The organism is Paraburkholderia sp. RL17-383-BIF-A (assembly GCF_046028015.1).
Lineage (GTDB): Bacteria > Pseudomonadota > Gammaproteobacteria > Burkholderiales > Burkholderiaceae > Paraburkholderia.
The window spans coordinates 330,716-356,083 of sequence record NZ_JARESR010000001.1 but is presented as its reverse complement, the minus strand read 5'-3'; the positions used below and the strand labels follow the sequence as shown (position 1 = coordinate 356,083).

Annotated in this window: 26 protein-coding genes; 16 read left to right on the top strand and 10 right to left on the bottom strand. The window is 63.9% G+C overall.

Translation table 11 applies throughout. From position 1 onward, the window contains the following. The 3 genes from P0D71_RS01770 to P0D71_RS01760 all read right to left on the bottom strand — a co-directional run bounded on the left by P0D71_RS01770 (nt 1) and on the right by P0D71_RS01760 (nt 4,516). Complete coding sequence (locus P0D71_RS01770) at nt 1-1,512, bottom strand: CoA-acylating methylmalonate-semialdehyde dehydrogenase (RefSeq protein WP_408479031.1); 1,512 nt, start codon at nt 1,510-1,512, stop codon at nt 1-3. Between the two features lie 59 nt (nt 1,513-1,571). Beyond that, complete coding sequence (locus P0D71_RS01765) at nt 1,572-3,263, bottom strand: AMP-binding protein (RefSeq protein ID WP_408479029.1); 1,692 nt, start codon at nt 3,261-3,263, stop codon at nt 1,572-1,574. A gap of 119 nt (nt 3,264-3,382) precedes the next feature. Further along, on the bottom strand, nt 3,383-4,516 hold the full coding sequence (locus P0D71_RS01760; protein ID WP_408295377.1) for an acyl-CoA dehydrogenase: 1,134 nt from the start codon (nt 4,514-4,516) through the stop codon (nt 3,383-3,385). Nucleotides 4,517-4,766: 250 nt separating this feature from the next. Between P0D71_RS01760 and P0D71_RS01755 the strand changes: the two genes are divergently transcribed. The 7 genes from P0D71_RS01755 (at nt 4,767) to P0D71_RS01725 (ending at nt 11,498) form a co-directional block, all read left to right on the top strand. Further along, nucleotides 4,767-5,804, top strand: coding sequence for an AraC family transcriptional regulator (locus P0D71_RS01755; RefSeq protein WP_408479027.1), 1,038 nt, complete (start codon nt 4,767-4,769; stop codon nt 5,802-5,804). Between the two features lie 84 nt (nt 5,805-5,888). Further along, complete coding sequence (locus P0D71_RS01750) at nt 5,889-7,457, top strand: NfeD family protein (RefSeq protein WP_408479025.1); 1,569 nt, start codon at nt 5,889-5,891, stop codon at nt 7,455-7,457. After that, the gene (locus P0D71_RS01745; RefSeq protein WP_408479023.1) at nt 7,454-8,227 is read left to right on the top strand and encodes a slipin family protein; all 774 of its coding nucleotides are present in this window, start codon (nt 7,454-7,456) and stop codon (nt 8,225-8,227) included. The genes P0D71_RS01750 and P0D71_RS01745 overlap by 4 nt, the downstream gene beginning before the upstream one ends. Before the next feature lie 129 nt (nt 8,228-8,356). Beyond that, nucleotides 8,357-8,617 (top strand): DUF4148 domain-containing protein, encoded by a 261-nt coding sequence (locus tag P0D71_RS01740; RefSeq protein ID WP_408479021.1) that lies wholly within the window; start codon nt 8,357-8,359, stop codon nt 8,615-8,617. Nucleotides 8,618-8,901: 284 nt separating this feature from the next. Further along, the gene (locus tag P0D71_RS01735) at nt 8,902-9,399 is read left to right on the top strand and encodes a YaiI/YqxD family protein (RefSeq protein WP_091807752.1); all 498 of its coding nucleotides are present in this window, start codon (nt 8,902-8,904) and stop codon (nt 9,397-9,399) included. Nucleotides 9,400-9,540: 141 nt separating this feature from the next. Further along, a complete protein-coding gene (locus P0D71_RS01730) occupies nt 9,541-10,842 on the top strand; it encodes an NCS2 family permease (protein ID WP_091807750.1) in 1,302 nt (433 codons plus the stop codon). A gap of 125 nt (nt 10,843-10,967) precedes the next feature. Then, the gene (locus P0D71_RS01725) at nt 10,968-11,498 is read left to right on the top strand and encodes a cytochrome b (RefSeq protein ID WP_408479019.1); all 531 of its coding nucleotides are present in this window, start codon (nt 10,968-10,970) and stop codon (nt 11,496-11,498) included. A gap of 215 nt (nt 11,499-11,713) precedes the next feature. Here P0D71_RS01725 and P0D71_RS01720 read toward each other — a convergent pair whose 3' ends face one another. Next, nucleotides 11,714-12,004, bottom strand: a complete 291-nt coding sequence (locus P0D71_RS01720; protein ID WP_091807746.1) for a DUF1488 family protein — start codon at nt 12,002-12,004, stop codon at nt 11,714-11,716. A 401-nt stretch (nt 12,005-12,405) separates the two neighbouring features. Here P0D71_RS01720 and P0D71_RS01715 point away from each other — a divergent pair, with 401 nt between their 5' ends. Next, on the top strand, nt 12,406-14,394 hold the full coding sequence (locus P0D71_RS01715; protein ID WP_408479017.1) for a sigma-54-dependent Fis family transcriptional regulator: 1,989 nt from the start codon (nt 12,406-12,408) through the stop codon (nt 14,392-14,394). A gap of 46 nt (nt 14,395-14,440) precedes the next feature. Continuing rightward, nucleotides 14,441-14,752, top strand: coding sequence for a 2Fe-2S iron-sulfur cluster-binding protein (locus tag P0D71_RS01710; RefSeq protein WP_408479015.1), 312 nt, complete (start codon nt 14,441-14,443; stop codon nt 14,750-14,752). Between the two features lie 52 nt (nt 14,753-14,804). On the opposite strand, the gene P0D71_RS01705 is transcribed toward P0D71_RS01710, so the two are convergent. Genes P0D71_RS01705 through P0D71_RS01695 form a run of 3 tightly spaced genes read right to left on the bottom strand, consistent with a single transcriptional unit; the run spans nt 14,805 to nt 15,920 of the window. Next, nucleotides 14,805-14,999 (bottom strand): YqaE/Pmp3 family membrane protein, encoded by a 195-nt coding sequence (locus P0D71_RS01705; RefSeq protein WP_012427516.1) that lies wholly within the window; start codon nt 14,997-14,999, stop codon nt 14,805-14,807. 18 nt (nt 15,000-15,017) lie between these two features. Then, nucleotides 15,018-15,218, bottom strand: a complete 201-nt coding sequence (locus P0D71_RS01700; RefSeq protein WP_091807742.1) for a DUF1653 domain-containing protein — start codon at nt 15,216-15,218, stop codon at nt 15,018-15,020. Nucleotides 15,219-15,275: 57 nt separating this feature from the next. Beyond that, nucleotides 15,276-15,920 carry a helix-turn-helix transcriptional regulator gene (locus tag P0D71_RS01695; RefSeq protein ID WP_408479013.1) on the bottom strand — a complete coding sequence of 215 codons (645 nt, stop codon included), beginning with the start codon at nt 15,918-15,920 and terminating at the stop codon, nt 15,276-15,278. Nucleotides 15,921-16,130: 210 nt separating this feature from the next. Here P0D71_RS01695 and P0D71_RS01690 point away from each other — a divergent pair, with 210 nt between their 5' ends. The 3 genes from P0D71_RS01690 (at nt 16,131) to infA (ending at nt 17,633) form a co-directional block, all read left to right on the top strand. Then, on the top strand, nt 16,131-16,349 hold the full coding sequence (locus tag P0D71_RS01690; RefSeq protein WP_091807738.1) for a hypothetical protein: 219 nt from the start codon (nt 16,131-16,133) through the stop codon (nt 16,347-16,349). 598 nt (nt 16,350-16,947) lie between these two features. Continuing rightward, nucleotides 16,948-17,229 carry a hypothetical protein gene (locus P0D71_RS01685; protein WP_091807736.1) on the top strand — a complete coding sequence of 94 codons (282 nt, stop codon included), beginning with the start codon at nt 16,948-16,950 and terminating at the stop codon, nt 17,227-17,229. A 131-nt stretch (nt 17,230-17,360) separates the two neighbouring features. Beyond that, nucleotides 17,361-17,633, top strand: a complete 273-nt coding sequence (gene infA, locus P0D71_RS01680; RefSeq protein WP_012427521.1) for a translation initiation factor IF-1 — start codon at nt 17,361-17,363, stop codon at nt 17,631-17,633. A 224-nt stretch (nt 17,634-17,857) separates the two neighbouring features. Here the strand turns inward: infA and P0D71_RS01675 are convergent, their stop codons facing one another. Beyond that, entirely contained in the window at nt 17,858-18,601 is a 744-nt protein-coding gene (locus P0D71_RS01675) for a GntR family transcriptional regulator (RefSeq protein WP_408479011.1), read from the bottom strand. Between the two features lie 266 nt (nt 18,602-18,867). Between P0D71_RS01675 and P0D71_RS01670 the strand changes: the two genes are divergently transcribed. From P0D71_RS01670 to P0D71_RS01660, 3 genes are all read left to right on the top strand, one after another. After that, nucleotides 18,868-20,106 carry a cyanate transporter gene (locus P0D71_RS01670; RefSeq protein WP_408479009.1) on the top strand — a complete coding sequence of 413 codons (1,239 nt, stop codon included), beginning with the start codon at nt 18,868-18,870 and terminating at the stop codon, nt 20,104-20,106. Between the two features lie 175 nt (nt 20,107-20,281). Further along, nucleotides 20,282-20,857 carry an ANTAR domain-containing response regulator gene (locus P0D71_RS01665; RefSeq protein WP_408479007.1) on the top strand — a complete coding sequence of 192 codons (576 nt, stop codon included), beginning with the start codon at nt 20,282-20,284 and terminating at the stop codon, nt 20,855-20,857. Between the two features lie 10 nt (nt 20,858-20,867). Beyond that, nucleotides 20,868-22,016, top strand: coding sequence for a CmpA/NrtA family ABC transporter substrate-binding protein (locus P0D71_RS01660; protein WP_408479005.1), 1,149 nt, complete (start codon nt 20,868-20,870; stop codon nt 22,014-22,016). Nucleotides 22,017-22,030: 14 nt separating this feature from the next. Here P0D71_RS01660 and P0D71_RS01655 read toward each other — a convergent pair whose 3' ends face one another. Both P0D71_RS01655 and P0D71_RS01650 read right to left on the bottom strand, forming a co-directional pair. Beyond that, nucleotides 22,031-23,449, bottom strand: coding sequence for a sensor histidine kinase (locus P0D71_RS01655; protein WP_408479003.1), 1,419 nt, complete (start codon nt 23,447-23,449; stop codon nt 22,031-22,033). Further along, nucleotides 23,446-24,117 (bottom strand): response regulator, encoded by a 672-nt coding sequence (locus tag P0D71_RS01650; protein WP_408479148.1) that lies wholly within the window; start codon nt 24,115-24,117, stop codon nt 23,446-23,448. The genes P0D71_RS01655 and P0D71_RS01650 overlap by 4 nt, the downstream gene beginning before the upstream one ends. Before the next feature lie 139 nt (nt 24,118-24,256). On the opposite strand from P0D71_RS01650, the gene P0D71_RS01645 reads away from it, so the two are divergent. Then, on the top strand, nt 24,257-25,345 hold the full coding sequence (locus tag P0D71_RS01645) for an ABC transporter substrate-binding protein (protein WP_408295409.1): 1,089 nt from the start codon (nt 24,257-24,259) through the stop codon (nt 25,343-25,345). The last annotated feature ends 23 nt before the right edge of the window (nt 25,346-25,368 follow it).

Genomic DNA, 25,368 nt, shown 5'->3' with positions numbered 1-25,368 from the left:
TTAGCGCAGGCTGATGGTCGTATTGACGCCGTCGTTCACGGTGTCGTCGTCGAACCAGCGGGCGGTGACGGTCTTGGTCTGCGTGTAGAACTGCACGACCTGTTTGCCGTAGGGGCCGAGATCGCCGAGCTTCGAGCCACGCGAGCCGGTGAAGCTGAAGGACGGCACCGGCACCGGAATCGGAATGTTGATGCCGACCTGGCCGATATCGATTTCGCTCTGGAACTTGCGCGCCGCCGCGCCGCTCTGCGTGAAGAGACCCACGCCGTTGCCGAACGGATTGCGGTTGACGAGTTCGATCGCGTCGTCGAGCGTCGCGACGTTCAGCACCACGAGCACCGGCCCGAAGATTTCCTGGCGGTAAATTTCCATCCCGGTCGTGACGTCGGTGAAGACCGTCGGGCCGATAAAGTTGCCTTGCTCGTAGCCCGGCACTTTCACGTCGCGGCCATCCAGCGCCAGCGTGGCGCCTTCTTTCACGCCCGTTTCGATCAAACCGAGAATCCGTTGCTTCGCGGCGCGCGAGACTACCGGGCCGATGTCCGTGTTCGGTTCGTTGCCCGCGTTGACCTTCAGCGTCTTCGCCTTCGCCACCAGGTCCGGCAGCCATTGCTGCGCGGCGCCGACCAGCACGACCACCGAGGTCGCCATGCAACGCTGTCCGGCTGCGCCGAATCCCGCGCCGGCCAGTGCATTCAGCGTTTGCTCGCGGTTCGCATCGGGCAGCACGACCGCGTGATTTTTCGCGCCCATCATCGATTGAACGCGCTTGCCGTGCTCGCTGCCGAGGCGGTACACATGCGTGCCCACGGCCGTCGAGCCCACGAACGAAATAGCCTTGATGAGTTCGTGCGTGCAGAGCGCGTCGACCACGTCCTTGCCGCCATGCACCACGTTCAGCACGCCCTTCGGCACGCCGGCGTCGAGCGCGAGTTCGACCAGTTGCATGGTCGAGAGCGGATCCTGCTCCGAGGGCTTCAGCACGAACGTATTGCCGCACACGATCGCCATCGGGAACATCCACAGCGGGATCATCGCCGGGAAATTGAACGGCGTAATGCCCGCGCACACGCCGATCGGCTGACGCAACGTGTAGGTGTCCACGCCACCCGCCACGTTCTCCGCGAATTCGCCCTGCTGCAGCGTGCCGATCGAACACGCATGCTCGACCACTTCGAGACCTCGGAAGATATCCCCTTCGGCGTCGGGAATCGTCTTGCCCTGCTCGGCGCTCAGGGTCTTGGCGATACGCGGCATATGCTCGCGTATCAGCGCCTGGTACTTCAGCATGATGCGCATGCGCGCGCCGATCGGCGTGTTCTTCCAGGTCTTGAAGGCGGTGTGGGCGGAACGGATCGCTTCGTTGACCTCATCGGCGGTGGCGAACGGTACGCGCGCCAGCACCTCCTGCGTGGCGGGGTTGACGATGTCGCGCCATTCGGTGGTCTTCGATTCGACGAACTCGCCGTTGATCAACAGTTTGACGGTGGCAATGGCCGCAGTTGCGCTCATGCTGAAACTCCTGTGCAGTGGCCGCGAGGCGGCCGGGCAGTGACTGGGAATAAAAAGAATCAACGCAGATCCGGGAAGTCCTCTTCCCAATACTCGCCGGGCAGGCGCGCCGGCTCGGCCGCGCGTTCCATTTCACGGCGCCGCAATTCGACGCGGCGGATCTTGCCGGAGATGGTCTTGGGCAGTTCGCTGAATTGCAGGCGGCGAATCCGCTTGTACGGTGCGAGCTTTTCGCGCGAAAACGCGAACACGGCGCGCGCGAGTTCGGGCCCGGCTTCGAAGCCATGGCGCACGGTGACGAACGCCTTGGGCACCGACAGACGCAGCGCGTCGGCGCTCGGCACCACGGCGGCTTCGCCGATCGCCTCATGCTCGATCAGCACGCTCTCGAGTTCGAACGGACTCAGGCGGTAATCGGACGACTTGAACACATCGTCGGCGCGGCCGACGTAGACGTAGTAGCCGTCGTCACGGCGCAGCGCGACGTCGGACGTGCGGTAGAAACCGTTGCGCATAGCCTGCGCGGTGGCATTGGCATTGTTCGCATAGCCGGTCATCAAGCCGAGCGGACGTTCGTCCAGCGGCAACGCGATTTCGCCTTCGGTGACTGGCTGATCGTCCGCATCCAGAAGCTCGATCCTGTAGCCCGGCAGAGGACGTCCCATCGAACCGGGCACGACCGGCTGGCCCGGCGAGTTGCCGATCTGGCAGGTAGTCTCGGTCTGGCCGAAGCCATCGCGAATCGTAATGCCCCAGGCGTGCTTCACGCGCTCGATGATCTCGGGATTCAACGGCTCGCCGGCGCCGACGATTTCGCGCAGCTTGACCGGATACTCGGTGAGGTGCTCCTGCACGAGCATGCGCCACACGGTCGGCGGTGCGCACAGCGTGGTGACGTTGAAACGCACCAGCACGTTCAGCGTGTCTTTCGGCACGAAGCGCGGGAAGTTGAACACGAACACGCAGGCCTGAGCATTCCACGGCGCGAAGAAGCAGCTCCACGCGTGCTTGGCCCAGCCCGGCGAGCTGATGTTCCAATGGATGTCGTTCGGCTGCAGGCCGATCCAGTACATCGTCGACAGATGGCCGACCGGGTAGCTTTGATGCGTGTGTTCGACGAGTTTGGGTTTCGAGGTCGTCCCCGACGTGAAGTACAGCAGCATCGGGTCGGTGGCATGCGTCACGCCTTGCGGCGTGAATTGCGGCGATGCGTCATAGGCTGCGGCCAGATCGATCCAGCCGTCGCGCGGCGTGCCAACGGACAGGCGCGTGAGCGGCGTCTCCAGCGTATCGAATTTGGCCAGCTCCGCGCTATCGACCACCACGAACTTCGCGCCGCCGATCTGCACGCGGTCGCGCACGTCGTCGGCGGAAAGCTGGGTGGTGGCGGGCAGCACGATTGCGCCGAGCTTCATGGCCGCGAGCATCACGTCCCAGAGTTCGACGCGGTTCGGCAGCATCAACAGCACACGGTCGCCGCGGCCCACGCCGACACCGCGCAGGAAATTCGCCATGCGCGCCGAACGCTCCGACATCTGCGCGTACGACAGGCGCAGACCGTCGCTGGCCGGATCGTCGACGATCCACAGCGCGGGATTGTCGTTATTGCGCGCGATCACGTCGAAGTAGTCGAGCGCCCAGTTGAACTCGCCCAGTGCCGGCCACGCGAATTCGCTGTAGGCGCGGTCGTAGTCGGTTCGATGGCGCAGTAACAGATCGCGCGCTTCGAAAAAGCCTTTCGCTGCAGTCATCGTCGTCTCCAGATGGCGCGGTAAGCGCTCCGTTTTTTGTCCCACTGCTGCACTACTTGTTGCCTGGACGGGCAAGCTATTTTGCGCTCAAACGCAAGCTCGTCCGCATCGCGCCGCAATTACACATGGCGCGCAATCACCATACGTTGCACTTCACTCGTCCCTTCGTAAATCTGCGTGATACGCGCATCGCGATAGTGGCGCTCCACCGCATAGTCCTCCAGATAACCGTACCCGCCGTGAATCTGGATGGCATTCGAGCAGATTTCCTCCGCCAGTTCCGACGCGAACAGCTTCGCCTGCGAAGCCTCCGACAAACACGGCTTGCCCGCCGTGCGCAATCGCGCCGCATGATGCACGAGCAGGCGCGCGGCGTTCAGGCGCGTGGCCATGTCGGCAAGCATGTTGGCGATGGTCTGATGCTCCTTTAACGCCTTGCCGAACTGGATGCGTTCGCTTGCATAGAGACGCGCGGCATCGAACGCGGCCCGGGCGATGCCGACCGCCTGCGCGGCAATGCCGATGCGGCCGCCTTCAAGATTCGACAGCGCGATGCGCAAGCCCTCGCCCGGCTGGCCGAGCAGGTTCGCTTCGGGCACGGCGCAGTCGTCGAGCGAGATGGGGCAGGTGTCGGAGGCGCGAATGCCGAGCTTGTGTTCGGGCTTGCCGACGTTGAATCCCGGCGTATCCGTCGGCACGATGAAGGCCGACAGACCACGCTTGCCGCGCTCGGGATCGGTGACGGCGAACACGATCGCGAGGTCGGCGCGAGAACCGTTGGTCACGAACTGCTTGCTGCCGTTGAGAATCCACTTGCCGTCGCGCAACACGGCGCGGGTGCGCAGATTGTTCGCCTCGGAGCCTGCCTGCGGCTCGGTCAGGCAGAACGCGCCGATGCGGCGGCCGGTCGCCAGGTCCTGCAGATAGCGGTCTTTTTGCGCGTCCGTGCCGAAGTTGAGGATCGGCCCGCAGCCGACCGAGTTATGCACGCTCATCAGCGTGGCGCAGGCGGCACAGCCCGCGGCGATCTCTTCGAGCGCGAGCGCGTAAGCCACGTAGTCGGTGTAGGAGCCGCCCCACTCCGCCGGCACGATCATGCCGAGAAAGCCCAGTTCGCCCATTTGCGTGACGACCTCGGCGGGCAGTTGCGCGTCGCGGTCCCATTGACCCGCGTACGGGGCGAGCCGCTCGGTGGCAAAGTCGCGCGCCGCGTCGCGGATCATGCGTTGTTCGTCGGTGTAGAAGCTGTCCATAGCGCTCGATCCTGTGCTGTGCGTCTGATCGCGGTGGTTGCCCAAGGCAGCCTGCGCGCGATCGGTTCGGACCCAGTGTAGGCAAGCCACGGTGCAGGTTCGATGCTCAGCCCGATCAATCTGACTGAGCGCATTTGCCATACTGGTACGATGGGAAGTTGACTGCACCCGCAATTTCAAGGACTTGGCGAAGCGTCAGAAGCAAAATGTTGAGCGCTTTTGCCAGATCGACCCAATCAGCCGGACAAGCATGAAAAACGATAAAGGCACGATTTCCGTCAGCATGGTCGAGGAAGCCCTCGCGCTGGCGCGCTCGCGCGGCCTCGACGCGCTGCCGCTTGCCGAAGCCGCCGGTATCGCGGCGCCGATGCTGGCGTCGCCGAAAAGCCGCGTGTCGTCGGCGCAATACGGCGCGCTGTGGGCCGCGATTGCCCGCGCGCTGGACGACGAGTTCTTCGGCCAGGATTCGCATCGCATGAAAAGCGGCAGCTTCATCGCCATGACGCAAACCGCGCTGACCGCGCGCAACGGCGCGCAGGCGCTGGCGCGCGCGGTCGGCTTCATGCGGCTGGTGCTGGACGATCTCGGCACGCAGATTGAAACAGACGCGCAGCGCGTCAGGCTGCGCTTCGTGGAGAACCCCGCTGCGCGAGCGCCGGGCATGTTCGCCTATGCGACCTACTTTATCCTCGTGTACGGCCTGCTGTGCTGGCTGGTCGGGCGGCGCATTCCGTTGCTCGAAGCGCGCTTTCGCTGCGCCGAGCCGCCCGCCGCGCACGAATACCGCCTGATGTTCTGCGATCACATGTGCTTCGACCAGGCCGAGTCGTACGTCGATCTCGCACCCGTGTTTCTGGAACTCCCCGTGATCCAGACCACCAAGTCGGTCAAGCCTTTCCTGCGCGATGCGCCGGGCAGCTTCATCGTCAAATATCGCAATCCCGGCTCGCTCGCGGCGCGCGTGCGCAGGATGCTGCGCGCCATGCCGATGGCCGGCTGGCCCGCCGCCGATCAGATGGCCGAACGGCTGCATGTGGCCGAGGCCACCATGCGGCGGCGTTTGAAACAGGAAGGCTACACGTACCAGTCGATCAAGGACGAGCTGCGGCGCGACATCGCGATCGGCGAGTTGCAGGACACCGACCGCACCATCGCCGACATTGCCACCTCGGTGGGCTTTGCCGAACCGAGCGCGTTTCATCGCGCGTTCCGCAAATGGACCGGCATGCGGCCGACCGATTACCGGCCGGCGCGCGCGGATTTCACGCACCGGGCGGAATCGGACTAAGCTGTAAGGAGCAGGCCAGCCTTCTTGTGGGGTATCGGCCCGCGCCAGTCGATACGCTTCGACCGGGCGCGGCAGCCGTCAGCGATGAGCACGTATCCGCGTCTCCCGTTCCGGCAGTCTGGCTCGCGCTTCTCGCTTATCCGTGGCGATATCGTGGGCCGGTTGGTGCGCGGCATGACCGTGCTAGGCATGCTATTGGCGATCGGGTTCGCGTCGTGCGAATCGAATGTGCCGCTTCGCGCCGCCGTCGCGCCCAACGGCGTGGTGGTCATTCCTGTCAATGGTGCGATCAGTCCGGCGAGTGCCGACTTCATCGTGCGCAGCCTGCAGCGCGCCGCCGACGAGCACGCGCAACTCGCCGTGCTGCAACTCGATACGCCGGGCGGCCTCGATACGTCGATGCGGCAGATCATCAAGGCGATCCTCGCCTCGCCGGTGCCGGTCGCCACCTTCATCGCGCCGAGCGGCGCGCGTGCGGCGAGCGCCGGCACTTACATCGTCTATGCGAGCCATATCGCGGCGATGGCGCCGGGCACCAATCTCGGCGCGGCGACGCCGATCCAGATGGGCATCGGCGGCGCCGAGCCGCCGGCGGGCGGTGGAGCGCCGGGTTTGCCCGGCGTCGGCGGCGGTGCCGGCGGGTCGTCCCAACCCTCGGCTTCGGCGCCCACCGGTTCAGCCAGCGCCTTGCCGCTCGACACCCAATCGACCGAAGTGCGCAAGCAGGTTCACGACGCCGCCGCCTATATCCGCGGCCTCGCGCAAATGCGCGGGCGCAACGTCGACTGGGCCGAGCGCGCGGTGCGCGAAGCCGTAAGCCTGTCGGCGGCGGACGCGCTCGCGCAGCACGTCGTCGATCTGAATGCGCGCGACGTACCCGACCTGCTGCGCCAGGTGGACGGCCGCACGATCGTCACGAGCGCCGGCAATGTCACGCTCGGCACGGCCAGCGCGCCGGTCGTCACGCTCGAAGCCGACTGGCGCAGCCATTTCCTCGCCGTGATCACCGATCCCAACGTCGCGCTGATTCTGCTCATGATCGGCATGTACGGCCTGTTCTTCGAGTTCGCCAATCCGGGCTTCCTGCTGCCCGGCGTGGTCGGCGCAATCAGCCTGCTGCTCGGCCTTTTCGCCATGCAGATGATGCCGATCAACTACGTCGGCCTCGGTCTGATCTTTCTCGGCATAGCGTTCCTGATCGGCGAGGCGTTTCTACCCACTTTCGGCTCGCTCGGCTTCGGCGGCGTGGTCGCGTTCGTGATCGGCGCGCTGATGCTGATCGACACCGACGTGCCCGGCTACGGCATCCCGCTGCCGATGATCGCCGCCGTGGTCGTCTTCAGCGTGCTGTTCGTGCTGGGCGTGTCGAGACTCGCGCTGCGCGCGCGGCGCCGGCCGGTGGTGACGGGCTCGGAAGCGCTGATCGGCAGTGTCGGCGTGGTGCTCGACGGCGGCCTGCTGCCTGAGACCGCCGCTGCGGACCCCGCGGCCGGTGGCGCGCTGGCCGGCTGGGCGCGCGTGCATGGGGAACGCTGGCGGGTGTCCAGCATGGCCCCGGTTGCGGCAGGGCACGCGGTGCGCGTCACCGCGCGGCGCGGCCTGACGTTGACCGTGGTGCCCACGGAAGTGCGACAACAAGGAGAAATTTCATGATCGGTTTTACATTCGGCTTCAGCAGCATTCTGATTCTGCTGGTGGCCGCGCTGATTGCTTCGTCGATACGGATTTTTCGGGAATATGAACGCGGCGTCGTGTTCATGCTCGGGCGCTTCTGGAAGGTCAAGGGGCCGGGGCTCGTGCTGATCATTCCGATCGTGCAGCAGGTCGTGCGCATGGATCTCCGCACCGTTGTGTTCGACGTGCCGCCGCAGGATGTGATTACGCGCGACAACGTCTCGGTGAAGGTCAACGCCGTGGTGTATTTCCGCGTGGTCGATCCGGAGAAAGCGGTGATTCAGGTGGCGCGCTACTTCGAGGCGACCAGCCAGTTATCGCAAACCACTTTGCGCGCGGTGCTCGGCAAACACGAACTCGACGAACTGCTGGCCGATCGCGAGCAGTTGAACGCCGATATCCAGAAAGTGCTCGACGCTCAGACCGACGCGTGGGGCATCAAGGTATCGATCGTGGAAATCAAGCATGTGGATATCAACGAAACGATGATCCGTGCGATTGCCCGCCAGGCCGAAGCCGAGCGCGAGCGGCGCGCCAAGGTGATTCACGCGGAAGGCGAATTGCAGGCCTCGCAGCACCTGCTGGAAGCGGCGCAAACGCTGTCGCGCCAGCCCCAGGCCATGCAGTTGCGCTACCTGCAAACCCTGACGACGATTGCCGCCGACAAGAATTCGACGATCGTCTTCCCGCTGCCGATCGACCTGCTGAGCGCCGTGCTGGAGCGCTTTGGCAAGCCGTCGGCGCCCTGAACCTCAGGTTTGCCCAGTCCGGTTTGGTTCGCTGGGTGAAATGGTGCATTGCCTTCAATCGCCTTACTCGAAATGCCTGTGAAAACTAGAATCTCGAGGTCGTTTTTAACCGCTCCATAGGAGCTCGTCATGAAAATCGTTTCTACTGTTGGACTCGGCGCGCTGTTGGCTGCCGTGAGCATGAGCGCCGCGTTTGCGCAGACTTCGGCGCGGCCTTACGACCCGTCGGCGCCGAAAACGCGCGCCGAAGTGCGGGCCGATCTGGCCGACTGGCGTGCCGCCGGCTACGATCCGCTCGACTGGATCGACTATCCGCGGAATGCTCAACGCGCGGGCCGCATCGTCGCGGCGCGGCGGGCCCAGCAGTCCGGCGCGACGATGACACAGTAAGCGCGAGCCACCGCGCGGCATGCGGCGCCGCCTGCGACTGCAATGGTCGTGGGCGAGGTTGGCTCCGCATGCATTCCCGATTTGCTGCGTTCTGTGGTGCTTTACCGCTTTACCGCTTTACCGCTTTACCGCTTTACCGTTTCGACGCTTCGACGCTTCAACGCTTCAACGCGTCAACGCCTCGCCCCCGTTCCCCGCCTCGCAAATTCACTTGCCGCGCCGCCCTTTGCGCTGGCAAGGTATCATCTCGCCCCTTCGACAACCCCGCTGCCGGAATCCGAACCATGCCAATCTGGGTTGACGCCGACGCCTGTCCGGTCGTGATCAAGGACATGCTCTACCGTGCCGCGCGCCGCACCGGCATGACGCTGACGCTGGTCGCCAATTCGTTTCTGCGCGTGCCGCCCTCGCCGCTGATCCGCGCAATCCAGGTGCCGGCCGGTTTCGACGCCGCCGACGATCTGATCGCCGAACGAGTCGCCGCGGGCGACCTCGTGATCACCGCCGACATCCCGCTCGCCGCCGCCGTGCTGGCCAAGAACGCCCAGGCGCTCGATCCGCGCGGCAACTGGTACACGCCCGGCACGATCGAAGAACGGCTGCGCATGCGCTCCATGCTCGACCAGTTGCGCAGCAGCGGCGTCGATACCGGCGGCCCGGCCGCCTTCAGCGCGCGCGACAGCAAAAGCTTCGCGGGTGAGCTGGACCGCTGGCTGGCGCGGCAACGGCCGCAGTCTGATGCGCCGGCGCCACAGTCTCCCGGCGAACCGCCCATCGCATGAGCTTTACGCGGCGGCTCGCCCACACAAAGCGGCACGCCGCCGCCAATCCTGACTACAATCCGCCCGTAACGCCGGCGGCGACGCCGCGCAAGCACCGCTCCAACCACAAAAAAGCTTTCTGAACGACGAGAGACCCGCCTCATGGACTCCATAAAACGCTACTTCGGCTTCGAAGCCGCCGGCACCAACCTGCGCACCGAAGTGCTCGCTGGACTGACCACCTTCCTCACGATGGCCTACATCATCTTCGTGAATCCGGCGATTCTCGGCGACGCCGGCATGCCGAAGGACTCGGTGTTCGTCGCGACCTGCATCGTGGCGGCGCTCGCCTCGCTGATCATGGGTCTGTACGCGAACTATCCGATCGCGCTCGCGCCGGGCATGGGCCTGAACGCGTACTTCGCGTACACCGTCGTCAAGGGAATGGGCTTCACCTGGCAGGCCGCGCTCGGCGCGGTGTTCATCTCCGGCTGCCTGTTCATGATCGTCACGCTGTTCCGCGTGCGCGAAGTGATCGTCAACGGCATTCCGCATTCGATACGCATTGCCATTACCGGCGGTATCGGCCTCTTTCTCGCGATCATTTCATTGAAGTCGGCCGGCGTGGTGGTCGGCAATCCGGCCACCCTCGTGACGCTCGGCGACCTGCACAATCCGCACGTGATTCTCGCGGTGATCGGCTTCTTCGCGATCGTCACGCTGGACCACCTGCGGGTGCGTGGCGCGATCCTGATCGGCATTGTCGGCGTGACGGTGCTGAGCTTTTTCTTTGGCGGCAACCAGTTTCACGGCATCGTCTCGGCGCCGCCGTCCATCGCGCCGACGCTGTTCCAGCTCGACATTCGCGGCGCGCTGTCGGGCGGCGTGCTGAACGTGATCCTCGTGTTTTTCCTCGTCGAATTGTTCGACGCGACCGGCACGCTGATGGGCGTCGCCAATCGCGCCGGGTTGCTGGTGGAAGGCAAGATGCACCGGCTGAACCGCGCGCTGCTCGCCGACAGCACGGCGATTCTGGCAGGCTCGATGCTGGGCACCTCGTCGACCACCGCGTACATCGAAAGCGCTTCGGGTGTGCAGGCAGGCGGACGCACGGGCGTGACCGCCATCACCGTGGCCGTGCTGTTCCTTGCAGCGCTCTTTTTCGCGCCGCTGGCGGGCGTGGTGCCCGGCTACGCGACGGCGCCGGCGCTGCTCTACGTGTCGTGCCTGATGCTGCGCGAAATGCTCGACCTGCCGTGGGACGACGCCACCGAGGTGGTGCCGGCCGCGCTCACCGCGCTTCTGATGCCGTTCACCTATTCGATTGCCAATGGCGTCGCGTTCGGCTTCATCTCGTATGCGGGCCTGAAACTGCTCACCGGCCAGGCGCGCAAGGTGAAGCTGGTGGTGTGGATCATCGCGGCCATTTTCCTGTTCCGCTATTTCTATCTCGGCAGCGAGTAAGCTCCGCGCCGCACGCTCTCGCCTGGATCGATCACGATTTTATTGATGGTGCCATTCCGGTCAGGCACCGTTTATCATCTGATGATTCATAAAAACGATCGACCAGGTCTCGGGAGCCCCCCTTCATGTCTTACAGCCGCACCTCGGAGCGCTACACGCCGCCCGCCATTTTCTTTCACTGGGTTATGTTTTTGCTGATCGCGCTGGCCTACCTGGCAATCGAGATTCGCGGACCCAAGGGCAGCGACAGTCGCGCGTTCTGGAGTAGCGTGCATTTCTGGTGCGGCACGCTCGTGCTGGGGCTCGCCGCTCTGCGTTTGCTGTGGCGCTTGTGGGCCGGCGCGCCCGCCGAAGTGGATAGCAACCGCGTGCTCGCATTCCTCGCGCGCGCCACGCATCTCGCGCTATACGTTTTTTTCTTCGCGCAGCCGTTGCTCGGCATTCTGATGATCAACACCGGCGGACATCCTGTCACGCTCGCGTGGCTCAATATCAATTACACGCTGGTCGGCGCCGATCCTGTCGCGCGGCCATTGCTCAAGACCGCGCATGAATGGCTCGGCAACGCATTTTATTGGGTGATCGGCCTGCACACATTGGCGGCGCTCGGGCATCACGTGGTGTTCAAGGATCGCACGCTGCGGCGAATGATTTAAGCGCACTCAGCCACTCGCGCTACAACGTGGGCGCGTTCTGAGCTTCGCGTGTTTCGTGCTTTGCGAGTTTCGTGCCGATACCGGCGGCACGCATGGCGTGCAGGCGATTTCGAATGATCGATTAATGCCGCGCGGGTTTCCACACCTTCTGATTCTTGCGCGGCTTTCGATCTGCTTCCGGCGTTGGCCCTAACGTCAGCCGGAAACGCGCTCGATCAATTGCGCCAGTTGGCCTCGTAGAAGCGCACATAGCCGCTTCTGAGCACGAGACATTGCGCCCTCGTTTCCGAGAGCAAACGCCGCGTGGCGGCTTCGATCCGGGCGCGATGCGTGTCGAATGCGCCGACCATGTCTTCCAGGCGCGGCGAGGCGGCGCCGAAGTGGTCTTCCAGTGCCTCAGCCGTGATCATGCATTCCACCCTCTGCCCATCGACCATCGCGGGGAAAGCCAAGGTGAGTTCGCGACCTGAATATTCAGGAGTTTCTTTCGGGAAAAGGATCTGCATGGGAGTTCACCTGGAAGGTAGGTGCTGCGCATGGTCTAGCCGGGTAATGCGCACGCCGGTTGCAACTGGTCGCGTCTCTAGCGCCAACCTCCTTGTCCAATGCTGACGACGCGGGCTCGTCACCTCGCGGCGGCGACGCTGTAGTTCGCGGCCCGCGGAGGTGATTTGATTCACTTTAGACGAGTTCGGGCGCGGCGCAAGTTTTCCTTTTGGTTTGCCTGATTTTGGTGCCCTCCGCGTTTATTTGAGGCGAGACGTGTGCACCGCCTCCGTTTTTTCCCTGCCGCGCGCTGCGCGTTTCGTCCTGTAAGATCGGTGTTCGACCGTCTGCGCAGATGTTGCGCTGCGGCATCGAGCGGAGGGCAACGTACCCGCCGTGTCCGTTTCACCGGAGACATGCCTTGACCCAACGTTCTGCCACGCCGCCCGCCGTGGGCCGGCCTGATGTCATCGCGCAGGCGCACGCCCGCTCGCTCGAACTCGGGCTGCGCGCGTCCGAAACGCCGGACTTTCATCCGCTGCGCCGGCCCGCGTTGCGTGAGCTCGTCGATCGCAATCAATCGCTTTATACGCATGCGCTTCCCGTCATGGAAACGCTGCATGCGCAGATTGTCGATACGCAAAGCATGGTGCTGCTCACCGACAATCATGGCGTGATCCTTCACAGCCTCGGCGATAGCGACTTCGTCGAAAAAGCCAATCGCGTCGCGTTGTGTCCGGGCGTCTCGTGGGCTGAGGCGGATCGCGGCACCAATGCGATCGGCACCGCGCTAGTCGACGGACAGCCCACTGTCGTGCATGCGGGAGAACACTTCCTGCACGCCAACCGCATTCTCACCTGCTCTTGCGCACCGATTGCCGATCCGTTCGGGCGCACCATCGGCGCGCTCGACGTGAGCGGCGACACGCGCGGCTTTCACAAGCACACGCTCGCGCTCGTCAGGATGTCGGCGCAGATGATCGAAAATCATCTGTTCTCCAATCAATTCGTCGACGCGATCCGCGTTCACTTTCACGCGCGCGCGGAATTCATCGGCACGTTGTTCGAGGGGCTCGCGGCGTTCACGCCGGAAGGCACGTTTCTGTCGGCCAACCGCAGTGCGCTGTTTCAATTCGGGCAGCCGCTGGCCGAGCTTCAACGGCAACCCTTCGACGCGCTGTTCGGAATCGCGTTCGCGCGGCTGTTGCAGCAGATTACGCGCGCACCCGGCGAGACCATTCTGCTGACGCTGCCGAGCGGCGTGCGCGTGGTGGCGCGCGGCGAATACGCAACGCCTCGCTATGTCGCACAGTCGGAAGACCTCGATAGGTCGCACGCGCCGCTCGCCGGCGGAGCGCGTCATGCGCCGCGCACGGTGGATCCCGCACCACTCGCCACGCTTGAAACGCTCGACACCGGCGACGCGCAAGTCGCCGCGATCCTGCGGCGTGTCACCAAACTGCGTGGCCGCGATATTCCGATTCTCGTGCTCGGCAAGACCGGCACCGGCAAGGAGTGGCTCGCGCGTGCCATCCATCACGATTCGCCCCGCCGGGCCGCGCCGTTCATCGCACTGAATTGCGCGTCTTTGCCGGAGACATTAATCGAAGCGGAGTTGTTCGGTTACGAAGACGGCGCGTTCACCGGCGCAAAAAAACGCGGCAGCGTCGGCAAGATCGTGCAAGCCGATGGCGGCACGCTATTCCTCGACGAAATCGGCGACATGCCGCTCGCCCAGCAAGTGCGTCTGATGCGCGTGCTGCAGGAGCGCACCGTCGTGCCGCTCGGCGGAACACGGGCGATTCCGGTGGATCTGCGCATCGTCTGCGCGACCCACCGCAACCTACGCGCGATGATCGAAGCCGGCACCTTCCGCGAAGATCTGTATTACCGGATCAACGGACTCGTGGTGACTTTGCCCGCACTACGCGAGCGTACCGATCTTCACGCGCTCGTCACGCGCATGCTGGCCTTGCAGCCCGATGGCGAACGCCTGCCGCGCCGCGTCTCAGCCGAGGTGTTCGACCGGTTCGCGCAGTGCCGCTGGCCGGGCAATCTGCGGCAACTGGCCAACGTGTTGCGCACCGCGAGCATCATGGCCGAAGGCGCGCAACAGATCGAACTCGACGATTTGCCCGAGGACTTCTTGCAGGATTGCGTCGACGCTACGGCAGAGCAAAGCGTGCAAGCGCCGGTAACGCTTGCAGGGTCAAGTTCGGACGACGAAGCCGTTGCCGCGGCGCAAACTCCGGGGCAGCCGGTGTCCGGCAAGATGGAAGCGTGGCAGGCCGCGTTGATTGCACAAACGCTCGAGCGTCTGGACGGCAATGTGTCGGCGGCGGCGCGCGAGTTGGGGCTGGCGCGCAATACGGTGTACCGGTATTTGCGGCGCGGCGGCACGACGCATTGAGACGGCAACGTGTAAAGTGTGGCGCAATCCGTCACAGACTCACACGATGTCCGACTCTATCCGCCCGCCTCTGGTTCGCGTCGAGCCAATTGGTCAAAGCTTCGAAGCGCCCGATTCGCTCACGATTCTCGAAGCCGCAAGCTTTGCAAATCTGTGTTTGCCGCGCTCGTGCAGGAATGGGACGTGCCGTACGTGTATCTGCAGGATGACTGCGGGACGTGTGCGCTACACGATCGAGTGGCCGGGTCTCAGCCGGGAAGAAAAGCAGGAAGGCTACATTCTGCCGTGCGTGGCAATAGCCGAATCCGATGTGGTAATCGAAGCACCAGACGCAGTCGCATCGCGGCCATCCAGCTGAAGTGCGGCGGCTTCATGGCTCGGAAGCACACTCACGCCGCTCCTCGCAAGCCTTAACGCCCGCTGCCCATTGCCCGGGCAATTTTCTTATCGGTGTTGTACTGGCTCAGCGCATACACCGACCAGATTGCGGCCGGAATCCAGCCGATCAGCGTGATCTGCAGGATCAGGCAGATAATGCCCGCGAACGGACGGCCGATCGTGAAAAACTGAAACCACGGCAGAATGATGGCAAGCAGTAAACGCATTCAGATTCCTGTTGTTGGTTATGCCTGATCGATCGGCGCGAAGCGCGCCACCTTGGCGCCGTCCACGTCGATCAGTTCGAAAAATACCGAAGCCGGACGCGTCCAGATCGTACCATTGGCGGCTTTGTACACGATCATCGTGACGGTCGGATCCGACTCGAGCGTGGCCTCGCAAACCAGTTCGTAAATCCCGCCTTTGTAGTGCCGGTAACGCACCATTCGCATCCTCCCTGAATTGAAAAAACGCAGCGCTTTCGCACGGCAACGGTCGAACCGTCAGCCGCCCTCTTTCATCTGCTTCAGAATCTTGTAGACGGTGGCGCGCCCCATCGTCAGCACGGCGGCCACGTAGTTCGCGGAACTGCGGCCGCGAAACGCGCCTTGTGCGTGCAGCGCCTCGACGATTTCCCGCTTGTGTTCGCGCGTGAGCGCATTGATGCCGATCTGCCGTTCGCGCAGCCACGTATGCAGGTACGTGTTGATGCGGTCCTGCCAGTCGTCGCGAAACAGTTCTTCCGCGGACGCGTCGCTCAGGTTGCCGCCCTTGATGAACAGATCGAGTGTGGAACGCACATCTTCGAACACGGCGATATTGAAGTTGATGCACAGCATGCCGGCCGGTTTGCCGTCGTCGTCGAACAGAATGTTGCTCACGCAACGCATGCGCCGGCCGTCCCAGTTGAGCTTTTCATACGGCCCGATCGTCTGGCCGCGCGCCGCGTAATGGACTTCGTCCAGCACGGACGGCCCGCCCACCTCAAGCTTCGACAGGTTGTTCACGAGGTACGCGATAGTCTGGTCGCGCAGGTCGTGAATCACCACTTCGGCGCACGGATAGAACAGCGCCGCGATGCCGTCGGCAATGGGAGCGTAGCGCTCGAGCAGCAGGTCTTTCACAGGAGACACGTTTGGGTTGCGCATTGGGGAATCGCGGTGTTCAAGGGATGCGGCAACTCGCCATTGTAGCCACCCCGCCGCGCCGCGGCGACCGCGGCGGCGATCACGCCCTCAAAAAACGGGCGCGGGCGCCGGCCTCTCGACGCCGCCCTTTCGCGCACGGCGAATTTTGTCCGCTTGGCGAGCGATTTTTTTTCGTGCGATAAAAGGCGTATCTATTTCACGGAGCAACAGATGGCCACGCTCGAAGCGTTTCGCGCCGTGCTCGATGACGAAGGCACGCCGGAGATCATCCGCAATCACATCATCGATTCGCTGCAATACACGCTGCGCAATCACGGGCAAATTTTCACGTCGAAGGAAGTCGAATGGCTGGCCGGCTGGGATGACGCGCGCATTCCGCTCGCGGCAACGCGCGAGCTGCAGAAGCGCGTCGCCGAAACATCCCGCTGAAGCAAGACCCTGTTGATCGTTCAGCGCGCGCCACGACGGCGCAACCCTTCACCCGGCGTGCCGCTCATGGCGAGGCACGCCGTGCGCGAGCGCCGCGTCGCGCGCGAGGCCCCGCCGGCTGGGCGGTTCACCCCTGCGTGGAACTTTTTGCTATCCAATTAGCCCTATTTAGTGCATCATATTGGAATAGCTGTATTCCGCATTCGTAGTTCCGGCGTTTCCTGGCAAAATCGCAGCATCATCGCGGGTTGAACCTCAGGCAATACCGGGCAGGCTCAAACCGGCATCTCCGCACCACCCCCGACTGTTCGACCGCCGCCTGCTGGCGGTCCCGTCACTCCGGCAATGCGTCGCATGCATTCGCCGTCGCGAGCTGTGCAGCTGAGGGTTCATTCACGCGCCCGATGTCCGCGCGACATCAGCGTGTTTCTTCTCCATCGAATCCGCGATTTTGCGCGGCCGCGCTCAAGCCCTTGTCATCGGGCCTGTGCCAAACTTTTTCCATGGCGGCGCGCCTCAAGGTGCTGCGCTGCCCGGCCGGTCTTGCCGCGCGTAACACGCGTGACACGCCGGCCACGTAATACAGGACACAAGCTTCATGAATTCAGCAGTCAAGACGTACAAGGGTTACGAAATTCACCCGCTCGTCTATCCGCGCCGCCCGGCGGACGGTCAGACGAGCCGCAATCCGGACGCCGGTTACGACGCGTCGGTGCGCATCTGCCGCGTGGGCGCCAGTGCGGCCGCCGACGGCCGTGTGTTCCGTCTGCAGTACCTGTTTCCGTTCGACGGCACGGGCAAGGCACGCATTGCGTGCATGGCGCATGCCGAGCAACTGATCGACGGCCGTGTAGACGGCCAGTCCGTCGCCGATCTTTGAGCGGTACTATCAGCATATAGGCTGATGCCGCAGGACAGCGGGCTCGAAAAACCCGCTATCGCCCCAATCTGATGTTGTGCTGCCCGGCGTGGGCGACCAACACCCCTTATCCCATCGACCAGGAGTTATGCATGGCGAAAGAAGAACTGCTTGAACTTGACGGTATCGTCGACGAAGTACTTCCGGACAGTCGTTACCGCGTGACGCTCGACAACGGCGTCGTGGTTGGCGCTTACGCGTCCGGACGCATGCGCAAGAACCACATCCGTATTCTCGCGGGCGACCGCGTGACGCTGGAGCTGTCCGTCTACGATCTGACCAAAGGCCGGATCAATTTCCGTCATAAAGACGAGCGCGCCACCGGTGGCGGCGGTGCTCGCAACACGCAATTCCGTCGCCGTTAAGGCCGGCGGCACGCTGAGCGCGCTTTGCGCGGTCCCGGCGTGATCCATTGCGATTGAGTTGTACGCGAAGCCATTCGCGCGCCTTCTCCGGCTTGACTCCTTGATTCGAGCCTGAGCGGCGCGCTGCGGCGTCGCCTTGTTGCAACCCGAAATTCCCTCATCGCCTGGCGCTTTCTGCTGCCGGCGGGCGTTTCACCGCCTTCCCCGCTTCCCTCCACACGCGCTCAAAGGCCGAACACCGTCCCGAGATCCTCTCCGGCGGCGCTTTTGTGCACCTGCTCGACCACCCGCTCCTCCAGTTCAGCCAGATGCTCCCGCATTGCCGCCAATGCCGCGGCGAGGTCGCCCGATTCGAGCGCGTCGATGATTTGCGTGTGTTCGTCCGCGGAGCAGGTGGAACCCTTCGACGGGTCGAACAGCGCTTTATACAGCTCGGTTTTGGCGACCAGTTGCCCGACCAGTCCGAGCAGCTCGGTGCCGCCCGCCAACTCCGTCAGCAGCACGTGAAACTGGCCGGCAAGACGCACGGAGTCTTCGACCGCCCCGGCGCGTAGCGCCTTCTCTTCGCTGCGAACGTGCGCGCGCAAGCTCCGCTTGTGCTGCGCGCTCAATGCCCCGCACAACGCGGCGACGATGCCCGCCTCGACGATCTGCCGCGCGCGATACACCTGGCGAATGTCCTCCTCGGACGGCGACGGCACAAACGCACCGCGATTCGCCTCCAGCACGAGCTTGCCTTCGAAGCCTAGCCGTGCGAGCACCTTGCGCAGCGCGCCGCGCGTGCAGCCGAAGGCGGCGGCCAGATCCCGCTCGACCAGTTGCGCGCCCGGTGGCAGGCGTCCCTGCAGCAACGCCGCGGTAATCGACGCATAAATACGCTCTTCGACGCTGGACGAATCGTCTTCGCGTGCGGGTTGAATGGGCGCGTCTGTATCAGCAGACGACGAGCGCCGGGGACGTGGTGGCATGGCTTCAGTGACCGGAAATGGAGCGGAAACGCCCAGGCATTCTAGCGGCGGCGGGCAGCCGGCGCCATCCGCTTATGCTGCGAGCTATACCGGACATCATAAAAATGGTTAACCATTTTTTGTTACTATGGTTGACCAAAATAAGCCGCGCATGGGTTTTCACACTGCTGCTGCTCACCGGTTTCGCCAACGACGCCCACCTCGCCGCTTCGCCACCGCGCCAGCAGACGGCGCGCCGCCCCCTCTCTCTCCCCACGAGGACCATTGTGAATTCGCACCCCCAGGCCAGTTCGACCCGCACTTCCGCTCACCACGCCACTGTGGCGCTGACGTGGCGGGACGTCGTGTGGCTCGGTGCGATCGTCGCGATCGGCGTCAATCTGCGGCCCTTGCTGACCTCGATCAGCCCTTTGATGACGACCATCCGCGACGCAACCGGCCTCAGCTTCTACGGTGCGTCTCTGCTGACCAGCCTGCCGGTCGTAGCAATGGGGATCGGCGCATTCGGGGCGGGCGCGCTGACCCGCACGCTCGGCGAAACACGCGGTGTCGCGCTCGGCTTGCTGGCCATCGCGCTGGCGTGCGCGGCGCGGTGGACGGCGTCGAGCGGCGCGGCGCTGCTCGCCACCGCGTTGCTGGCAGGTGCCGGCGTCGCCGCAATTCAGGCGCTGCTGCCCGCCGTGATGAAGCAGCGCTTTCATGCGCGCGTGCCGCTCGCAATGGGCGTGTTCTCAGCGTCCATCATGGGCGGCGGCGGGTTGGGCGCGAGTTTGAGCCCTTGGGTGAGCCACGCGATGCAGTCATGGCAGGCAGGGCTCGCGGCATGGGCGATTCCTGCCTGTGCGGCGCTCGCCTGCTGGTGGGCATTGAACCGCCGGTCTTCCGGCAGCGGCGCCGCAGCGGCTGCTTCGGCACAAACCGACACACTTTCACTTTGGCGTACGCGGCGCGCGTGGACCCTCGGGCTCTACTTCGGGATTGTGAACGGCGGCTATACGAGTCTCGTCGCGTGGTTGCCGGCGTTTTATCAGCAGCGCGGCGTGAGCGTGGCGGCGAGCGGATCGCTGCTGGCCGGCATGACGGTGTTTCAGGCGAGCGCGGCACTACTGTTGCCGCTTGCCGCGGCGTCATTCCGGGATCGCCGGCCATGGCTGATGCTCGGTCTCTCGGCGCAACTGTTCGGACTGCTTGGCTTGATTGTCTGGCCCGATGCCGCGCCCTTGCTGTGGGCCGGCGTAGCAGGCGCGGGCCTGGGCGGGGTCTTTTCGCTGACGCTCGTCACCGCCATGGATCATTCAGCCGACCATCGCGTGGCCGGCCAGCTCGTCGCATTCACCCAGGGCGTGGGCTTCATCGTGGCCGCCGTCGCGCCGGTCGTGGCCGGTCTCGTGCGAGGCTGGAGCGGAAGCTTCGGCGCCGCGTGGATCATGCTCGCCGGCTGCGTCGTCGCCATGATGGCGCTGAGTTTGGTGTTTGCGCCCCGCACTTACGGCCAATGGCGCTGATGATCTGAGCGGCGTGCGCCGCTTCGGTGCATCGGCGTGATGTGCCCCGTGCAGGTGCAGCGACGGGCGCCCACGCAATCGCCAAGTGCGTGACTGCACGAGTTTTACACTTGGGCGCATCGACTGGCATAGCCATTGCTTTACTTCTGGTCAGCCGTCGATAAAACCCCACTCCATGCTGCGCGTTCTCCTCGTAACCGACACCGATAAGCCCATCGGCGACCTTCGCGACGCCCTTGCCCGACTCGGCTACGAGATGCTGGCGGGCACCGCCACGCCGCAAGCACTGCATCGCGTGGTGCAGAGCGAGCGGCCCGATGTCATCATCATCGATACGGAATCGCCGTCGCGCGACACGCTCGAACAGCTTGCGGTCATGAACGCCACCGCGCCGCGTCCGGTGCTGATGTTCAGCCACGACGCCAACCAGCAATTGATCCGCGACGCCGTCGGCGCGGGCGTCACGGCCTATCTCGTCGAAGGTCTTGCGACCGAGCGTCTTGCGCCCATCCTCGAAGTCGCGCTCGCGCGTTTTGCGCAGGAATCGCAATTGCGCGAGCGCCTCGCGCAAGTCGAAAGCGAACTCGCCGAGCGCAAGCAGATCGATCGCGCCAAACGGCTCCTGATGGATCAACAGAAGATCACCGAACACGCCGCCTACGCCAACCTGCGCAAGCGCGCGATGAACCAGGGCGTCAAACTCGCCGAAGTCGCGCGCGCCATCATCGCGTCGGCCGACTCGCTCAAATGAAGCGCCGTCCATGAACTCTCCCATTACCACTGCACCCAACCCATCCGGGCCGCTCGAGAAGACTCATCTGCGGCTTGGGTTCGTGGCGCTCTCGGACGCCGCGCCGCTCGTCGCCGCCAAGCTGCTCGAATTCGGCCACGCGCACGGCCTGACGCTGGAGCTGTCGCGTCAGCCGTCGTGGGCCGCCGTGCGTGACAAACTACTGTCGGGCGATCTGGATGCGGCCCACGCGCTCTACGGACTCGTGTACGGCGTGCAACTGGGTCTCGGCGGACCGCAAACGGACATGGCCGTGCTGATGGTGCTCAACCGCAACGGCCAGGCTATCACGCTGTCGAACCGTCTCGCCGATGCGCTCGCCGAACGCGGCACGCTGCCCAAGGCACTCGCCACGCTCGGCCGCAAGCCGGTCTTCGCGCAGACCTTCCCCACCGGCACGCACGCGATGTGGCTCTACTATTGGCTCGCGTCGCAAGGCGTGGATCCGTTGCGCGATATCGAGAGCGTGGTGATTCCTCCGCCGCAAATGGTCGCGGCGCTCGCCGAAGACAAGCTCGACGGACTGTGCGTTGGTGAACCGTGGAATATGCAGGCCGAAGCGCAAGGCGTCGGCAGAACGATCGCTTATACGAGCGACGTGTGGCCCGATCATCCCGAGAAGGTGCTGGCGTGCCGGCACGATTTTGTCAGCGCGAATCCGCATGCCGCGCGCGCGCTCGTGCAGACCATGCTCGAAGCGTGCCGCTGGCTCGACGGCGCGGGACATCGCGAGGACATCGCGCGCTGGCTTGCGCGGCCCGAGTACGTTGGCATTGATGCCTCGTTGATCGCGGCGCGCCTCGGCAACGAGATCGCGGCTTCCGCGCCGGGCGGCCTGCCCGTGCGCTTCTTCGACAACGGCGCGGTGAATTATCCGCGAGCGTTCGAAGGCGCGTGGTTTCTCACGCAGTTCGAGCGCTGGGGCATGATCGACGCGCGCGCGGATTATGCGGACATCGCCGCGCGAATCAACCAGACTCAGTTGTATCGCGAAGCGGCAGCGGGCGTAAACGTCGCGGTGCCGGAAGAAAGCGCTTCACAAATATTGATCGACGGCGAAACGTGGAGCAGCGGCACCTCTCCCACGGGTTATGCGCGGCGCTTTCCGATTCGCCGCTGAATGGCGCGCCGGCGTTACGCCGCCTTCAACGGCGGAAGCAGCACGCTGACGATCAATCCGCCGCCATGCGCATCGGCGAGCGCAACCAGCGCACCGTGTACGCGCGCGATTTCCCGCACGATCGACAAACCTAGTCCGCTGCCCTCCACCGCCTGCGTCGCTTCGCTGCGATAGAAGCGCTCGAACACCGCCTCGCGCTCGCTCATGGCAATGCCCGGCCCATTGTCGATCACCTGCAGCAACGCCTGTTCGCCTTCGCGCGCGACCCGCACGGTAATCACCGCACCATCGCCTGAATAGCGGATCGCGTTATCGATCAGATTGCCGACCAGTTCCGCGAGCAGATCGCTTTGCCCCATCACGTCGACACGCGCGTCCTGCTCGAAACCGAGATCGATGCCACGTGCGCGAGCCACCGGCGACCAGTCGAGCGTCACGCTGCGCGCCACCTCATGCAGCGGCACGGCCGCGTGCCTGACCGTATAGCCGCTGTGCGCTTCGAGCCGCGAGAGCGACAGCAACTGTTGCACGATGCGCACCGCGTGCTGCACCGCGCGATTCAGCCGCCGCAAATGCACCCCCTGCCGACGATCGCCAGTCGAACCCGCTTCCGTGCCGTCGATATCACGCAGCGCCAGTTCGGACTCCGCCTGAATCACCGCAAGCGGCGTTTTCAACTGATGCGCGGCGTCGTTGAAAAAACGCCTGCGCGACGACTGCATCAACTGCGTGCGGCCGATGTACTGATTGATCGAATCGACTAGCGGCGTCACTTCGCTCGGCAGCCCGACCGTGTCGAGCGGCGTCGGATCATCCTCCGCGCGCGCGGCCACTTTTGCCGACAAACGGTTCAACGGCCGCAAGCCGCGCGCCACGCCCAGCCACACGATGCCGAGCGCGAGCACCACCAGCAAGCCTTCCTGTTGCAGCGAGCCGGTCAGAATCTCGCGCGCCAACGCCTGACGCTGCTCGATCGTTTCGCCGACTCTCACCAGCACCACCCGCGTCTGCGCGCTCGGCACGTCGTGCACGGGCAGCCTGAGCATGGCGATACGCAGCGGGCGGCCGCGAAACACGCCGTCATAGAAACGCACGCGGTAGGGCTCACCCGGCACGTTGCCGGCGTCCGGCAAGTCAGGATATCCGGTCACCACGCGCCCACCTTCCTCGCGAATCTGATAGTAGATGTTGCCGCCGCCATTCGATTCGAACATCTCCAGAGCGAGGTACGGAAGATCGACTTCGATCTCGCCGTCGCGCAAGCGGATGCCGTCGCGAATCGAGCGCAGCGAAAATTCGAGCGTGCGGTCGAATGCCGCATGCGCCGCGTTCATCGCACGCTGATACGTGAGCCACGCGTCGAACGCGAGCAGCAGAAGCAGCGGCACCAGCAGCCATAGTGCGACACGTACGCGCAGATTCGGCTGCGTCATGCGCTTTTTGCTTCCAGCAAATAGCCGAGTCCGCGCAGCGTCACGATGCCAACCGAACTGTGTTCGAGTTTCTTGCGCAAGCGGTACACATAGATTTCGATCGCGTCCGCATTCACCGATTCGTCGAGCCCGAAAATTTTCTCCGACAGCGTGTCCTTGTTGATCGCGCGGCCGTTACGCAGGATCAGCACTTCCAGCACCGAGCGCTCGCGCGGCGTCAGCGCAAGCGATTCTCCGTCGAGCGTGAAGCCCCGGTCCACGCTGTCGTAAAGCAGCGTGCCGCATTGTGCGTTGAGCGGTTCCTGACCGTGGCTGCGGCGTAACAGCGCACGCGCGCGCGCTTCGAGTTCGGTGAGGGCGAAAGGCTTGGCGAGATAGTCGTCGGCGCCGAGATCGAGGCCGCGCACGCGCTCCTCTACCGAACCGTGCGCGGTCAGCATTAGCACCGGCACGGCGTTGCGGCGTGCGCGCAAACGGCGCAGCACTTCGAGGCCGTCGAGTTTCGGCAAACCGATATCGAGAATCACCAATGCGTAGTCCTGCGTACGAAGCACGTGGTCGGCTGATTCACCGTCGTGCATGCAGTCGACCGTGAGTTTCGCGCTGGTCAGCGCGTCGGTGAGCGAGCGGGAAAGGATCGGATTGTCTTCGACGAGCAGCACACGCATGAGCAGAATCCCAGGGAAATCCATGAGGCGAATTCGACCATTGTGACGCATTTCCCTCGAAAATTGAAAGCGTTCAGAAAGCATCGACCTCTTACCATTCGCCTACACAAAACCAACACGAAGTTATCTGGAGGAAGACGTGCAAAACGCTTTGAAAGTACTCGCAGCAGCTGTCGCATTCACCGTCAATTCCGCATGGGCAGCCATTCCGGCCGGCTATCCAGGCGATTACCAGGCCACTATCGACGGCGCAAAAAAGGAAGGCAAGCTGATCGTCTACTCGGTCACGGACACCGCGCTGGTGCGTCCGCTCATCAAGGACTTTGAAAGCATGTATGGCGTCAAGGTCGACTACAACGACATGAGCAGCACCGAGCTATACAACCGCTATATCAGCGAGAACGCAGCGAGCAGCATCAGCGCCGACGTGCTGTGGAGTTCAGCCATGGATCTGCAGGTCAAGCTCGTCAACGACGGCTTGATGGCCACCTACGAGTCGCCCGAAACGAATCAGTTGCCGCAATGGGCGCAGTACCAGAAGCAGGCTTACGGCACCACCTACGAGCCGCTCGCGATCGTCTACAACAAACGCCTGCTGCCGCCCGGCGACGTGCCGCAAACGCGCGCCGATCTGATCAAACTGCTGCAAGCCAGGCCCGATCAGTTCAAGGGCCGCGTCACCACTTACGACATCGAAAAGTCCGGCGTCGGCTTCAACTATCTGACCCAGGACGTGCGCGTCAATCCGCAGGTCACGTGGAATCTGATGAAAGCCATCGGCGCCACCGGGCCGAAGCTGCAATCGAGCACCGGCGCGATGATGGAGCGCATTTCCTCGGGCGAGAACCTGATCGGCTACAACATTCTCGGCTCGTACGCGCAGACCAAAGCAAAGAAAGATCCGTCGATCGGCTACGTCTATCCGAAGGACTACACGCTAGTTGTCAGCCGGCTCGTGACGATCTCGAAGAAAGCACACAGCCCGAACGCCGCGAAGCTGTGGGTCGACTATCTGCTCTCGGAACGCGGCCAGACCTTGCTGGCGAATCAGGCGGGCCTGTTCTCGATTCGCGCAGACGTGCAGGGTGAAACGTCGATGGCCGGCCTCACGAAGCAGCTCGGCGACTCGCTCAAACCGATCCCGATCGGCTCGGGCTTGCTGGTCTACCTCGACCAGTCGAAGCGCCTCGAATTCTTCAAGCAATGGCAACAGTCGATCAAGCGCTAGCCCTTCGCGTTTGACACAGCGGC

Coding starts and splice junctions, on each gene's coding strand:
- P0D71_RS01770 (WP_408479031.1), bottom strand. CDS start 1,512: ATGAGCGCAACTGCGGCCATTGCCACCGTCAAACTGTTGATCAACGGC.
- P0D71_RS01765 (WP_408479029.1), bottom strand. CDS start 3,263: ATGACTGCAGCGAAAGGCTTTTTCGAAGCGCGCGATCTGTTACTGCGC.
- P0D71_RS01760 (WP_408295377.1), bottom strand. CDS start 4,516: ATGGACAGCTTCTACACCGACGAACAACGCATGATCCGCGACGCGGCG.
- P0D71_RS01755 (WP_408479027.1), top strand. CDS start 4,767: ATGAAAAACGATAAAGGCACGATTTCCGTCAGCATGGTCGAGGAAGCC.
- P0D71_RS01750 (WP_408479025.1), top strand. CDS start 5,889: ATGAGCACGTATCCGCGTCTCCCGTTCCGGCAGTCTGGCTCGCGCTTC.
- P0D71_RS01745 (WP_408479023.1), top strand. CDS start 7,454: ATGATCGGTTTTACATTCGGCTTCAGCAGCATTCTGATTCTGCTGGTG.
- P0D71_RS01740 (WP_408479021.1), top strand. CDS start 8,357: ATGAAAATCGTTTCTACTGTTGGACTCGGCGCGCTGTTGGCTGCCGTG.
- P0D71_RS01735 (WP_091807752.1), top strand. CDS start 8,902: ATGCCAATCTGGGTTGACGCCGACGCCTGTCCGGTCGTGATCAAGGAC.
- P0D71_RS01730 (WP_091807750.1), top strand. CDS start 9,541: ATGGACTCCATAAAACGCTACTTCGGCTTCGAAGCCGCCGGCACCAAC.
- P0D71_RS01725 (WP_408479019.1), top strand. CDS start 10,968: ATGTCTTACAGCCGCACCTCGGAGCGCTACACGCCGCCCGCCATTTTC.
- P0D71_RS01720 (WP_091807746.1), bottom strand. CDS start 12,004: ATGCAGATCCTTTTCCCGAAAGAAACTCCTGAATATTCAGGTCGCGAA.
- P0D71_RS01710 (WP_408479015.1), top strand. CDS start 14,441: ATGTCCGACTCTATCCGCCCGCCTCTGGTTCGCGTCGAGCCAATTGGT.
- P0D71_RS01705 (WP_012427516.1), bottom strand. CDS start 14,999: ATGCGTTTACTGCTTGCCATCATTCTGCCGTGGTTTCAGTTTTTCACG.
- P0D71_RS01700 (WP_091807742.1), bottom strand. CDS start 15,218: ATGGTGCGTTACCGGCACTACAAAGGCGGGATTTACGAACTGGTTTGC.
- P0D71_RS01695 (WP_408479013.1), bottom strand. CDS start 15,920: ATGCGCAACCCAAACGTGTCTCCTGTGAAAGACCTGCTGCTCGAGCGC.
- P0D71_RS01690 (WP_091807738.1), top strand. CDS start 16,131: ATGGCCACGCTCGAAGCGTTTCGCGCCGTGCTCGATGACGAAGGCACG.
- P0D71_RS01685 (WP_091807736.1), top strand. CDS start 16,948: ATGAATTCAGCAGTCAAGACGTACAAGGGTTACGAAATTCACCCGCTC.
- infA (WP_012427521.1), top strand. CDS start 17,361: ATGGCGAAAGAAGAACTGCTTGAACTTGACGGTATCGTCGACGAAGTA.
- P0D71_RS01675 (WP_408479011.1), bottom strand. CDS start 18,601: ATGCCACCACGTCCCCGGCGCTCGTCGTCTGCTGATACAGACGCGCCC.
- P0D71_RS01665 (WP_408479007.1), top strand. CDS start 20,282: ATGCTGCGCGTTCTCCTCGTAACCGACACCGATAAGCCCATCGGCGAC.
- P0D71_RS01660 (WP_408479005.1), top strand. CDS start 20,868: ATGAACTCTCCCATTACCACTGCACCCAACCCATCCGGGCCGCTCGAG.
- P0D71_RS01655 (WP_408479003.1), bottom strand. CDS start 23,449: ATGACGCAGCCGAATCTGCGCGTACGTGTCGCACTATGGCTGCTGGTG.
- P0D71_RS01650 (WP_408479148.1), bottom strand. CDS start 24,117: ATGCGTGTGCTGCTCGTCGAAGACAATCCGATCCTTTCCCGCTCGCTC.